Origin of the sequence: Enterobacter sp. MALB-1 (assembly GCF_041021625.1) — a bacterium.
Classification (GTDB): domain Bacteria; phylum Pseudomonadota; class Gammaproteobacteria; order Enterobacterales; family Enterobacteriaceae; genus Enterobacter; species Enterobacter oligotrophicus.
The window spans coordinates 592,961-606,446 of sequence record NZ_JBDPJL010000001.1 but is presented as its reverse complement, the minus strand read 5'-3'; the positions used below and the strand labels follow the sequence as shown (position 1 = coordinate 606,446).

Sequence of the window (13,486 nt, the reverse complement as noted above, 5' to 3'; positions counted from 1 at the left end):
ATGAAATATTCATTAGGGCCGGTGCTTTACTACTGGCCAAAAGAGACGCTGGCAGACTTTTACCAACAGGCGGCAACCAGCAGTGCCGATGTGATTTATCTCGGTGAAGCCGTCTGCAGCAAGCGCCGCGCCACCAAAGTAGGCGACTGGCTGGATATGGCGAAAAGCCTCGCCGGAAGCGGCAAACAGGTAGTCCTCTCCACGCTCGCGCTGGTGCAGGCCTCGTCCGAACTGGGCGAACTGAAACGCTACGTCGAGAACGGTGAGTTCCTGCTGGAAGCAAGCGACCTGGGTGTGGTGAACATGTGCGCCGAACGCAAGCTGCCGTTTGTCGCCGGACATGCGCTGAACTGTTATAACGCAGTGACCCTGCGCCTGCTGCTCAAACAGGGAATGACGCGCTGGTGCATGCCGGTGGAGCTTTCTCGCGACTGGCTGGTGAATCTGCTGGACCAGTGCGATGAGTTAGGCATTCGCAACCAGTTTGAAGTGGAAGTGCTGAGCTACGGTCATCTGCCGCTGGCCTACTCCGCCCGCTGCTTTACCGCACGCTCGGAAGACCGCCCGAAAGACGAGTGCGAAACCTGCTGCATTAAGTACCCGAACGGGCGCAGTATGCTTTCTCAGGAGAATCAGCAGGTATTTGTCCTGAACGGCATTCAGACCATGAGCGGCTACGTGTATAACCTTGGCAACGAGCTGGCGTCGATGAAAGGTCTGGTGGATATGGTGCGTCTGTCGCCGCTGGATACCAGCGTATTTGCGATGCTGGATGCCTTCCGCGCCAATGAACACGGCGCATCACCGCTGCCGCTGACGGCGAACAGCGATTGCAATGGTTACTGGAAACGACTGGCAGGGCTGGAGTTACAGGTTTAAAAAAAGCTCGCTTTGTTAACAACGTGTATTCATTTTTAATGCACTATTAAAAGATACGCTGTCGACAAAGTGAGCTGTTATGACTGATAAAACCATTCCGTTCTCGGTGCTGGATTTGGCACCGATCCCACAGGGCTCCTCAGCGCGAGAGGCCTTTTCACACTCTCTCGATCTTGCTCAACTGGCTGAAAAGCGCGGCTATCACCGCTACTGGCTGGCGGAGCACCACAACATGGTGGGCATTGCCAGCGCCGCCACCTCGGTACTGATTGGTTATCTGGCAGCAAACACCACGACCCTGCACCTGGGCTCCGGCGGCGTGATGCTGCCCAACCACGCCCCGCTGGTGATCGCCGAGCAGTTCGGTACGCTCAATACCCTCTATCCGGGCCGTATTGATTTAGGGCTTGGCCGTGCCCCAGGCAGTGACCAGCCGACCATGCGTGCCCTGCGCCGCCATATGAGCGGTGATATCGATAACTTCCCGCGTGATGTGGCTGAACTGGTTGACTGGTTCGACGCGCGTGACCCTAACCCGCACGTGCGGCCGGTGCCGGGTTATGGCGAGAAGATCCCGGTGTGGCTGTTAGGCTCAAGTCTGTACAGCGCGCAGCTTGCCGCGCAGTTGGGACTGCCGTTTGCGTTTGCCTCGCACTTCGCGCCGGATATGCTGCACCAGGCACTGCATCTTTATCGCACGAACTTCAAACCGTCCGGGCGTCTGGAGAAGCCATACGCAATGGTGTGCATCAACATCATTGCCGCCGACAGCAATCGCGACGCGGAATTCCTGTTTACCTCCATGCAGCAGGCCTTTGTGAAGCTGCGTCGCGGCGAAACCGGACAGCTTCCACCGCCGGTAGAAAATATGCATCAGCTGTGGTCTGCGTCAGAGCAGTATGGCGTGCAGCAGGCGCTGAGCATGTCGCTGGTAGGTGATAAGGCGAAAGTGCGTCACGGGCTGGAAGCGGTGCTGCGAGAGACGCAGGCGGACGAGATTATGGTTAACGGCCAGATTTTCGATCACCAGGCACGTTTGCATTCGTTTGATTTAGCGATGCAGGTGAAAGAGGAGCTGGTGGGGTAGCCATTGTTTTGCCCGCTGGCGCTTCGCTTACCGGGCCTACAGGAACCCGTAGGCCGGATAAGGCGTAGCGCCATCCGGCACAAAGACTTACTGATACACTGGCAACAGATTAAAGCTCGACAGCACATGTACCAGCGCGTTGCCGATACCGAACACCAGAATCAGGGCAATCATCGGCTTGCCGCCCCAGACGCGGAATTTCGGGCTACCGAAGCGTTTACGTGATTTACGCGCCAGCAACGCCGGCACAATCGCCGCCCAGATGGTTGCCGCCAGTCCGGCATAGCCGATGGCGTACAGGAAGCCGTTCGGCCACAGCAGACCGCCCACAATCGGCGGCAGGAAGGTCAACAGTGCGGTTTTGAAGCGCCCCATCGCAGAATCATCAAAACCAAACAGATCCGCCAGATAGTCAAACAGGCCCAGCGTTACTCCAAGGAAAGAGCTTGCTACTGCAAAGTTAGAGAAGACCACCAGCAGCAGATCCAGGCTGCGACTGTTCAGCACGCCACTCAGCGCCTGCACCAGCACATCGATGTTTCCGCCCTTCTGCGCAATGCCGATAAATTCCGGACGTGGGATGTTGCCCATCGTTCCCAGCAGCCAAATCACATACAGCCCCAGCGCCAGCAGCGTGCCGTAAACCAGACACTTCACAATCGTGCGCGGATCTTTGCCGTAGTATTTCATCAGGCTTGGCACATTACCGTGATAGCCAAACGATGCCAGACAGAACGGCAGGGTCATCAGCAGGTACGGTGTGTAAGAGGTGTTCACTTCCGCCACGTTAAACAGCGTCGCGGGTGTCACATGCCCGAGCAGACTGCCAAACGTCAGGAAGAAGGTGATGACCTTTGCGCCCAGCACGATCGCCGTCATGCGACTCACGGCTTTGGTACTCATCCAGACAATAAACGCCACGCCCAGCGCGAAGCATAGCCCGGCCAGACGCGCCGGCACGTTCAGCGACATCTCCGAGAAGGTGTGATGCAGTATCGAGCCGCTCGCGGAGATATACGCATAGGTCAGGATATAGAGCACAAACGCGATAGAAAGCCCGTTCACCAGGTTCCAGCCTTTCCCCAGCAGGTCTTTGGTGATGGTGTCGAAGCTGGAGCCAATGCGATAGTTCAGGTTGGCTTCAAGGATCATCAACCCGGAATGGAGCATGCAGAACCAGGTAAACACCAGCGCCGCCAGCGACCAGAAGAACCACGCACCGGACATGACCACAGGCAGGGAGAACATCCCCGCACCAATGATGGTTCCGCCGATGATCACCACGCCGCCAAGCAGCGAAGGTGACGTTTGGGTGGTGGTTAGTGTCGCCATACAGCCATTACTCCAGTCAAAAATGTGGTTTGAATTTTAATGCGCAGCACTGTACCAGTACAAGAGTACAAAAGGAATAAAAAAAGCCCCGATAGCATGTATCGGGGCTGTATATTTTACTTTACGTCAGAAACGCAGGGTTTACGCGTCACCAAAACGACGACGGCTCGCACCTTCTTCACGACGTGGGCCACGGTTTTCACGGCGTTCACCGGAGAAACGACGACCTTCACCACCACGACCTTCGCTACGACCACCTTCACGACGCTCGCCACCGAAACCGCGACCACCGCCACGACGTTCACCACCGCGGTCAGGGCGTGGCTGCGCATCGCCCAGCAGCTGCATGTTCATCGGCTTGTTCAGGATGCGGGTACGCGTAAAGTGCTGCAGAACTTCACCCGGCATGCCTTTTGGCAGTTCGATGGTAGAGTGAGTACCGAACAGCTTGATGTTACCGATGTAACGGCTGCTGATATCGCCTTCGTTAGCAATCGCGCCAACGATGTGACGAACTTCAACACCATCATCACGGCCCACTTCAATGCGGTACAGTTCCATATCGCCCGCGTCACGACGCTCACGACGTGGACGGTCTTCACCACCACGCTCTGGACGATCACCACGTGGACCACGATCGTTGCGGTCACCACGACGTTCGAAACGATCGTCACGGTCACGGAACTCACGCTTAGGACGCATCGGCGCATCTGGTGGAACGATGAGCGTACGTTCGCCCTGTGCCATTTTCAGCAGTGCTGCAGCCAGAGTTTCGATATCCAGCTCTTCGCCTTCAGCGGTCGGCTGAATCTGAGACAGCAGTGCACGGTACTGATCCAGATCGCTGCTTTCCAGCTGCTGCTGTACTTTCGCGGCGAATTTTTCCAGACGGCGTTTGCCCAGCAGTTCTGCGTTTGGCAGTTCAGCTTCTGGAATGGTCAGCTTCATGGTGCGTTCGATATTACGCAGCAGACGACGCTCACGGTTTTCAACGAACAGCAGCGCACGGCCAGCACGACCCGCACGACCGGTACGGCCGATACGGTGAACGTAAGACTCGGAATCCATCGGGATGTCGTAGTTCACAACCAGGCTGATACGCTCAACGTCCAGACCACGTGCTGCCACGTCGGTTGCGATCAGGATATCCAGACGACCGTCTTTCAGACGCTCCAGCGTCTGCTCACGCAGAGCCTGGTTCATGTCGCCGTTCAGCGCTGCGCTGTTGTAGCCGCTACGCTCCAGGGCTTCAGCCACTTCCAGGGTCGCGTTTTTGGTACGAACGAAGATAATCGCCGCATCAAAATCTTCCGCTTCCAGGAAACGAACCAGCGCTTCGTTTTTACGCATGCCGTACACAGACCAGTAGCTCTGGCTGATGTCCGGGCGAGTGGTGACGCTGGACTGAATGCGCACTTCCTGCGGCTCTTTCATGAAGCGGCGGGTAATGCGACGGATCGCTTCTGGCATAGTTGCAGAGAACAGAGCGGTCTGATGACCTTCCGGGATCTGCGCCATGATGGTTTCTACGTCTTCGATGAAGCCCATACGCAGCATTTCATCTGCTTCATCCAGTACCAGACCGCTCAGTTTAGAGAGATCAAGCGTACCGCGCTTCAGGTGATCCAGCAGACGGCCCGGCGTACCGACAACAATCTGTGGACCCTGACGCAGGGCGCGTAACTGCACGTCATAACGCTGGCCACCGTACAGGGCGACCACGTTTACACCGCGCATATGTTTAGAGAATTCCGTCATGGCTTCAGCAACCTGAACAGCCAGTTCACGGGTTGGAGCCAGAACGAGGATCTGCGGTGCACGCAGGTCCGGATCGATGTTGTTCAGCAGCGGCAGCGAGAACGCCGCAGTTTTACCGCTACCAGTCTGGGCCATGCCCAGCACGTCACGACCAGAAAGCAGGTGTGGGATACACTCAGCCTGGATCGGAGATGGTTTTTCGTAACCCAGATCGTTAAGGGCTTCAAGGATAGGAGCCTTCAGGCCCAGATCTGCAAAAGTGGTTTCGAATTCAGCCATGTAGTACAAGTGCCTCGATATTAATGGCGGCCAGTCTACTTAGCTCATCGTGAAAATGATTAGCAATTTTCATTGAAAAGTGTGAACCGGCTCAAAGTAGGTGTATTGACGAACAACAACGCCCTCACCAGTCAAGGTGATGGCAATCAAAAGATTACGGGCTGATGTTTATGTCGTCAGCTATTGCTGGTCCGATTCTGCCAGGTCATCTTGCTCCTGGCCCAAGAGCGATAATTCCAACAATGCATAACGGTGCTCAACGAAGTTGTGTACGTTGTTAGCAACCGCTAATTTGAACAGTGCCGTAGCGCTGTCCATATCCCCCAGACTTAGGTAATACTTACCTAAATAGAAGTTGGTTTCACTGAGATGCTCAGCGAGCGAGGTGTTATCCGTTGCGTCCGCCTTGAGGCGTTCCATCAGCGTTGATTCGCTAATGTTGCCCAGGTAGAACTCGACAATGTTCCATCCCCACTGTTCCTTGTCCGATTTCTCGAAGCGCTGTTTCAGTGCTTCTTTTGCCTGCTTCTCATCGAGCTTCTGCTCAACGATGTAAAGCCACAGGCTGCGGAAAGGATCATTAGGATCGTCTTGATAAAACGCCAGCAGATCATCTTGCGCTAACTTATCACGACCGCCGTAATACAATGCGATACCGCGATTCAAGTGCGCGTAGTTGTAAGTTGGATCAAGCTCAAGTACAGAATCAAACGCTTCATAGGCAGCATCAAAATTGCCTGCCTGCGTTAAATAAATGCCTAAGTAATTGAATACTTCAGGCATATCAGGTCGGATTGCCAGCGCTTGTGAAAAATCATTCCGCGCTAATGCCCTCAGACCGAGACTATCATACAACACTCCGCGCTCATATAAAAGCTGTGCGCGTTCGTCATCGGTTAAAGCCCGACTGGCAAGAATTTGTTCCATGCGTGCCAGAATCACTTCCTGCTGCAAAGTCGGTTGCAATGGCACTGCGAGGACTTCGCTCTTACGCCAGGCAGAGTTGCTGCATCCTGCCAGCGTTAAAGCTGTCGCAACGAAACACCAGCGCAAAAAAGGCTTCATTTCCCACTCCCGAAGACAACTATTGGATGAACGTCCTGTCCCCCGGCGGCTTAACAAGGCGTCCTGCCTGATAATAAGCCCTCCGCCAAAGCGGAGGGCAAATGGCAACCTTACTCGCCTTGCTGTTCTGCGGCCGGAGCTTCCGGCGCGGCAGCGGGCTGAGACTGCTCGGTCGCTTCTTTAATGCTCAGACGGATACGGCCCTGGCGATCAACTTCCAGAACTTTAACCGGTACTTCCTGACCCATCTGCAGGTAATCGGTCACTTTCTCAACGCGCTTGTCAGCGATCTGAGAGATGTGAACCAGACCTTCTTTACCGCCACCGATGGCAACGAATGCGCCAAAGTCAACGATACGGGTCACTTTACCATTGTAGATACGGCCCACTTCGATTTCTGCAGTGATTTCTTCGATGCGACGAATAGCGAATTTCGCTTTCTCGCCGTCGGTTGCTGCGATCTTCACAGTACCGTCATCTTCGATTTCAATGGTGGTGCCGGTTTCTTCGGTCAGCGCACGGATAACAGAACCGCCTTTACCGATGACATCTTTGATCTTGTCTGGATTGATCTTGATGGTGTGGATACGTGGTGCGAATTCAGAGATATCGCCACGCGGCGCGTTGATCGCCTGTTCCATCACGCCCAGGATGTGCAGACGCGCACCTTTAGCCTGGTTCAGCGCAACCTGCATGATCTCTTTGGTGATGCCTTCAATTTTGATATCCATCTGCAGCGCAGAGATACCGTCGCGGGAACCCGCTACTTTGAAGTCCATATCGCCCAGGTGATCTTCGTCGCCCAGGATATCAGACAGAACAACAAAGTTGTCGCCTTCTTTCACCAGACCCATTGCGATACCCGCAACAGCGGCTTTGATTGGCACGCCTGCATCCATCAGCGCCAGAGAGGCACCACACACGGAAGCCATAGATGAAGAACCGTTGGATTCGGTGATTTCAGAAACCACACGAACGGTGTACGGGAATTTGTCTGCTTCTGGCATCACTGCCAGCACGCCGCGCTTCGCCAGACGGCCGTGACCAATTTCACGACGCTTCGGCGAACCAACCATACCGGTTTCACCTACGGAGTACGGAGGGAAGTTGTAGTGGAACAGGAAGCTGTCAGTGCGCTCGCCCATCAGTTCGTCGATGATCTGTGCGTCACGTGCCGTACCCAGGGTCGCGGTAACCAGCGCCTGCGTTTCACCACGGGTGAACAGTGCGGAACCGTGAGTACGTGGCAGTACGCCAGTACGCACGTCCAGACCACGGATCATGTCTTTTTCGCGACCATCGATACGCGGCTCGCCTGCCAGTACGCGGCTACGAACAACGTTTTTCTCGATAGCGTGCAGGATTTCGCCAATTTCGTTAGCATCCAGCGTTTCGTCTTCGGCAACCAGGGTCGCGGTCACTTCAGATTTGATCACATCAACCTGAGCATAACGCTCCTGTTTGTCAGTGATACGGTACGCATCGCTCAGGCGAGATTCGGCCAGTGCAGCAACGCGGGCGTTCAGCGCGTCGTTTGCCGCTTCTGGCTGCCAGTCCCAACGTGGTTTACCGGCTTCTTTGACCAGGTCGTTGATGTTCTGGATAACAATCTGCTGCTGGTCGTGGCCAAATACCACAGCGCCCAGCATCTGGTCTTCGCTCAGCAGTTCCGCTTCGGATTCAACCATCAGCACTGCCGCTTCAGTACCGGCAACCACCAGGTCCAGCTTACTTTCTTTCAGCTCTTCCTGAGTCGGGTTCAGCACGTACTGGTCGTTGATGTAACCGACGCGCGCAGCACCGATTGGGCCGTTGAACGGGATACCAGACAGAGACAGGGCTGCGGATGCACCGATCATTGCAACGATGTCCGGGTTAACCTGAGGGTTAACGGAAACAACGGTCGCGATAACCTGTACTTCGTTCACGAAGCCTTCCGGGAACAGCGGACGAACCGGGCGGTCAATCAGACGCGCGATCAGGGTTTCGCCTTCGCTTGGACGGCCTTCGCGACGGAAGAAGCCACCAGGGATTTTACCGGCAGCGTAAGTACGCTCCTGGTAGTTAACGGTCAGCGGGAAGAAGTCCTGACCTGGTTTTGCTTTTTTCTGGCCAACAACGGTCACGAAAACCGCAGTGTCATCCATGCTTACCATAACAGCAGCAGTCGCCTGACGTGCCATCATGCCGGTTTCCAGCGTGACGGTATGCTGACCATACTGGAATTTACGAACGATCGGATTCAGCAAAATTCTGTCCTTTCTTAAATGTTTGACAGCACACCACCGGTGTGCTGACGATTTAACCCGACCTTCTTCGCATCCTCGCGACTAATGACAACCGACACCCCCATGGGTGAAGCCTCTCATTAGCCGCGCGAACCTCTGCAATGAAGATCATTTATAGCAACAATACAATAGTTTCCAGTGAATTGCTGCCGTCTGGTTGAAAAAAGGGGCCATCAGGCCCCCTTTTCTGAAACTCGCAAGACTTAGCGACGCAGACCCAGACGCTCGATCAGCGCGGTGTAACGTGCAACATCTTTACGTTTCAGGTAGTCGAGCAGTTTACGACGCTGAGAAACCATACGCAGCAGACCACGACGGCTGTGGTGATCTTTTTTGTGCTCTGCAAAGTGACCCTGCAGGTGGTTAATCTGTGCAGTCAGCAGTGCAACCTGAACTTCGGTAGAACCGCTGTCGTTAGTACCACGACCAAACTCAGAAACGATTTTAGCTTTAGCTTCAACGCTTAGAGACATTTTAAAACTCCAAAGTATAAAGAATGTAAGGATGCCGATCTCTAATTCAGCAATCCCAGTGTACGCCCTGCAAAATGTTAAACAATTTACCAGGCGTTAAGCGGCGATATTCTACTCGTCTCCCCTGCTTATCGCAAGGTGAGCTGTTATCGCCGTTAGCCTTCGACCGGATATTCAACGACCAGACGGCGCGGAGCAACGCGCCCTTCGCCGTCCATTTCACCCATGCCGATAAACTTACCCTCATCACCTTCAGTCACGCGAACCAGGCCGTCAAGCGGCGCTCCCGTCGTGCGAACCGGATTTCCGTTCTTAAAGTAAACGGACGATGTTAAAGGAAGATTAACAACCGGGAAGTCCGCCGCCGGGCTGTCCATCGGCATCAGCAATGGATCAAGCAAATCTGCTGGCGCAATCCCCTGCTCTTCTGCCTGTTCAACCAGCGCGCGAAGATGCTCAAGGGTCACCATCCGCTCGACCGGATATTTGCTGACCGCCAGACGACGCAGGTAAATCACATGCGCGCCGCAGCCCAGCTTTTCACCCAGATCGTCAATGATGGTCCGGATATAGGTCCCTTTCGAACAGTGCACTTCCAGCTCCAGCTCATCACCTTCGTGGCGAATAAAGAGCAGTTCATACACGGTAATTGGACGGGCTTCACGCGGGACATCAATGCCCTGACGCGCATATTCGTAGAGTTTTTTACCCTGATATTTCAGTGCCGAATACATCGACGGCACCTGCAGCGTGTCACCACGGAAGCTCTCCAGCGCAGCATCGAGTTGCTCTGCACTGAAGGTGACCGGACGCTCTTCCACCACCTGACCATCCGCATCGGAGGTATCCGTGCGCTGGCCCAGTTTAGCGATAACGCGGTAACGCTTATCGGAATCCAGCAGGTACTGGGAGAACTTTGTCGCCTCTCCCAGACAGATCGGCAGCATACCGGTCGCCAGCGGGTCCAGCGCGCCCGTGTGACCTGCGCGGTTGGCATTAAAAATACGCTTCACTTTTTGCAGCACGTCGTTGCTGGATGCGCCCTGCGGTTTATCCAGCAGCAGCACGCCATGCACGTCACGACCGCGACGACGAGGACGACTCATCAGTCCTCCTTGCTGTCGTCCGCCGGGTTAACACGACGCTCATCGTCATGTTTCACCACGCTGGTTACCAGGTTGGACATGCGCATACCTTCGACCAGCGAGTTGTCGTAGAAGAAGGTCAGCTCAGGCACGATACGCAGGCGCATCGCTTTACCGAGCAGAGAGCGGATGAAGCCAGAGGCTTCCTGCAGCGCTTTAATGCCATTTTTCACTGCCGCTTCGTCCTGATCGTTCAGGAAGGTCACGAATACTTTGGCATATGCCAGGTCACGGGACATTTCTACGCCAGACACGGTGGTCATCATACCGAGACGTGGGTCTTTAATTTCGCGTTGCAGGATAAGAGCGATCTCTTTTTGCATTTCCTGCGCTACGCGCTGCGGGCGACCAAATTCTTTCGCCATAATAAATTCTCCAGACAAAAAAGGGGCTAAAGCCCCTTTTTGAAATTATTGCCGGGTGGCGCTTCGCTTACCCGGCCTACGCTAGTTCATCTTCTGTGGACGAAGATTACGCGATGGTACGCTGGATTTCGATGATCTCGAACACTTCGATCATATCGCCAACGCGAACGTCGTTGTAGTTCTTCACACCGATACCACATTCCATGCCGTTACGGACTTCGTTAACGTCATCTTTGAAGCGGCGCAGGGATTCCAACTCACCTTCGTAGATAACCACGTTGTCACGCAGTACGCGGATTGGGTTGTGGCGCTTAATCGTACCTTCGGTAACCATACAGCCCGCGATCGCACCGAATTTCGGTGATTTAAACACGTCACGTACTTCAGCCAGGCCGATGATCTGCTGTTTCAGCTCAGGCGACAGCATGCCGCTCATCGCTGCTTTCACTTCGTCGATCAGGTTATAGATGACGGAGTAGTAACGCAGATCCAGGCTTTCAGCGTCGATAACTTTACGCGCAGAGGCGTCAGCACGAACGTTGAAGCCAACCAGGATTGCGTTGGACGCTGCAGCCAGGGTCGCGTCGGTTTCGGTGATACCACCTACGCCGGAGCCGATAATCTTCACTTTCACTTCGTCCGTAGACAGTTTCAGCAAGGAGTCGGAGATCGCTTCCACAGAACCCTGAACGTCAGCTTTCAGAACGATATTCACTTCGTGAACTTCGCCCTCGGTCATGTTCGCAAACATGTTTTCGAGTTTAGATTTCTGCTGACGAGCCAGTTTAACTTCACGGAATTTGCCCTGACGATACAGTGCAACTTCACGCGCTTTCTTCTCGTCACGCACAACGGTCACTTCGTCACCGGCAGCCGGAACACCGGACAGACCCAGGATTTCCACTGGAATGGACGGACCCGCTTCCAGCACTTCCTGACCCAGTTCGTTACGCATCGCACGAACACGACCGTATTCAAAACCACACAGAACGATGTCGCCTTTGTTCAGCGTACCTTCGCGAACCAGAACGGTTGCAACCGGACCACGACCTTTATCCAGGAAGGATTCGATAACCGCGCCGCTCGCCATACCTTTACGAACCGCTTTCAGTTCCAGGACTTCAGCCTGCAGCAGAATAGCGTTCAGCAGGTCGTCGATACCGGTACCCGCTTTTGCAGATACAGGAATGAACTGCGCTTCGCCGCCCCACTCTTCCGGCATAACACCGTACTGAGACAGTTCGTTCTTCACGCGATCCAGATCGGCTTCTGGCTTATCGATTTTGTTGACTGCAACAACCAGAGGCACCTGCGCCGCTTTCGCGTGCTGGATAGCTTCGATGGTCTGCGGCATCACGCCGTCGTCTGCTGCAACAACCAGTACAACGATATCCGTTGCCTGAGCACCACGAGCACGCATTGAGGTGAACGCGGCGTGGCCTGGGGTATCCAGGAAGGTGATCATGCCGTTTTCAGTTTCTACGTGGTAAGCACCGATATGCTGGGTAATACCACCCGCTTCGCCGGATGCCACTTTAGTAGAACGAATGTAGTCAAGCAGAGAGGTTTTACCGTGGTCAACGTGGCCCATGATGGTCACCACTGGCGCACGCGGTTCAGCCGCAGCACCGGTATCACGGTCGCTCATGACTGCTTCTTCCAGCTCGTTTTCACGACGCAGGATAACTTTGTGGCCCATCTCTTCGGCAACCAGCTGTGCGGTTTCCTGGTCGATGACCTGGTTGATGGTCGCCATTGCGCCCAGCTTCATCATCGCTTTGATGACCTGAGAGCCTTTAACCGCCATCTTGTTCGCCAGATCGCCAACGGTGATGGTTTCGCCAATCACAACGTCACGGTTAACAGCCTGAGCTGGCTTCTGGAAGCCCTGCTGCAGTGCGGAACCTTTACGCTTACCGCCTTTACCACCGCGAACGGCAGCACGTGCTTCTTCACGGTCAGCTTTAGATTCAGCGTGCTTGTTGCCTTTTTTCGCCGGGCGTGCCGCTTTCGCGTTGCGACCACGGCCACGGCCGCCTTCTACTTCACGGTCGTTGTCGTCTTCAGCCTGACGCGCATGCTGAGAAGTGGTCACGTGATAGTCGCTGTTGTCTTCAGACGGTTCAGCGGTATTCACACCGTTCTTCTCGTTTTCTTCAGCCATACGGCGCGCTTCTTCAGCGACACGGCGAGCTTCTTCTTCGAGTTTGCGGCGTGCCTCTTCTTCCGCTTTACGCTTCAGCTCGGCAGCTTCATTTTCACGGCGGGCTTTTTCAGCCTGGGCGGTTTTGGTCATTTCGTCGGTCTGTTGATTGCTCACTTTGTCTTTTTCCGCAGCTTCACGCTTCACTTTATCACTTGCGTCGCGTTTCGCTTTTTCTGCGGCCTCACGTTCAGCTTTTAATTCTGCTTCACGTTTGGCAGTTGCTTCTGCCTCACGCTGAGCTTGTTCTTCCGCTTCACGCTGTGCCTGCTCTTCCGCAGCAAGGCGTTCTGCCTCTTGCGGATCACGTTTTACAAAGGTGCGTGTCTTGCGGACTTCAATTTGTACCGATTTGCTTTTGCCACCAGTACCAGGGATGTTCAACGTGCTGCGCGTTTTGCGCTGCAGCGTCAGCTTGTCAGGCGTAGAACCGTGTTCACGGTTCAGATGCGCTAACAAGGTTTGTTTTTCTTGCGCGGTTACCGAGTCATCAGCAGCCTTCGGGATCCCTGCATCAGCAAATTGCTGTACCAGGCGGTCCACGGAGGTCTGAATCTCAGCAGCCAGCGATTTTACAGTTACATCAGTCATGCTGTTCCTTCCTGCTACAGT

At 54.6% G+C, this 13,486-nt stretch carries 11 protein-coding genes; 2 read left to right on the top strand and 9 right to left on the bottom strand.

Annotated elements, in window-relative coordinates; genetic code table 11:
• Together ABGB15_RS02920 and ABGB15_RS02915 are read left to right on the top strand one after the other, a co-directional pair.
• The gene (locus ABGB15_RS02920) at positions 1-879 is read left to right on the top strand and encodes a U32 family peptidase (RefSeq protein WP_215722438.1); all 879 of its coding nucleotides are present in this window, start codon (positions 1-3) and stop codon (positions 877-879) included.
• A gap of 79 nt (positions 880-958) precedes the next feature.
• Positions 959-1,966, top strand: coding sequence for a luciferase-like monooxygenase (locus tag ABGB15_RS02915; protein WP_152082397.1), 1,008 nt, complete (start codon positions 959-961; stop codon positions 1,964-1,966).
• An 87-nt stretch (positions 1,967-2,053) separates the two neighbouring features.
• Here the strand turns inward: ABGB15_RS02915 and mtr are convergent, their stop codons facing one another.
• From mtr to infB, 9 genes are all read right to left on the bottom strand, one after another.
• Positions 2,054-3,298 carry a tryptophan permease gene (mtr, locus tag ABGB15_RS02910; RefSeq protein ID WP_152082398.1) on the bottom strand — a complete coding sequence of 415 codons (1,245 nt, stop codon included), beginning with the start codon at positions 3,296-3,298 and terminating at the stop codon, positions 2,054-2,056.
• Between the two features lie 141 nt (positions 3,299-3,439).
• Positions 3,440-5,335, bottom strand: coding sequence for a DEAD/DEAH family ATP-dependent RNA helicase (locus tag ABGB15_RS02905; RefSeq protein ID WP_152082399.1), 1,896 nt, complete (start codon positions 5,333-5,335; stop codon positions 3,440-3,442).
• Positions 5,328-5,408, bottom strand: coding sequence for a protein YrbN (yrbN, locus tag ABGB15_RS02900; RefSeq protein WP_097397692.1), 81 nt, complete (start codon positions 5,406-5,408; stop codon positions 5,328-5,330). Before yrbN ends, ABGB15_RS02905 begins: the two co-directional genes overlap by 8 nt.
• Before the next feature lie 107 nt (positions 5,409-5,515).
• Positions 5,516-6,400 (bottom strand): lipoprotein NlpI, encoded by an 885-nt coding sequence (gene nlpI, locus ABGB15_RS02895; RefSeq protein WP_152082400.1) that lies wholly within the window; start codon positions 6,398-6,400, stop codon positions 5,516-5,518.
• 110 nt (positions 6,401-6,510) lie between these two features.
• Positions 6,511-8,649, bottom strand: coding sequence for a polyribonucleotide nucleotidyltransferase (pnp, locus tag ABGB15_RS02890; RefSeq protein ID WP_152082401.1), 2,139 nt, complete (start codon positions 8,647-8,649; stop codon positions 6,511-6,513).
• A gap of 242 nt (positions 8,650-8,891) precedes the next feature.
• Complete coding sequence (rpsO, locus tag ABGB15_RS02885) at positions 8,892-9,161, bottom strand: 30S ribosomal protein S15 (protein WP_003861789.1); 270 nt, start codon at positions 9,159-9,161, stop codon at positions 8,892-8,894.
• 155 nt (positions 9,162-9,316) lie between these two features.
• Positions 9,317-10,267 carry a tRNA pseudouridine(55) synthase TruB gene (gene truB, locus ABGB15_RS02880; RefSeq protein ID WP_215722437.1) on the bottom strand — a complete coding sequence of 317 codons (951 nt, stop codon included), beginning with the start codon at positions 10,265-10,267 and terminating at the stop codon, positions 9,317-9,319.
• Positions 10,267-10,671 (bottom strand): 30S ribosome-binding factor RbfA, encoded by a 405-nt coding sequence (gene rbfA, locus ABGB15_RS02875; protein WP_152082403.1) that lies wholly within the window; start codon positions 10,669-10,671, stop codon positions 10,267-10,269. The genes truB and rbfA overlap by 1 nt, the downstream gene beginning before the upstream one ends.
• A gap of 106 nt (positions 10,672-10,777) precedes the next feature.
• Positions 10,778-13,465 carry a translation initiation factor IF-2 gene (gene infB / locus ABGB15_RS02870; RefSeq protein ID WP_152082404.1) on the bottom strand — a complete coding sequence of 896 codons (2,688 nt, stop codon included), beginning with the start codon at positions 13,463-13,465 and terminating at the stop codon, positions 10,778-10,780.
• Positions 13,466-13,486 lie beyond the last annotated feature (21 nt).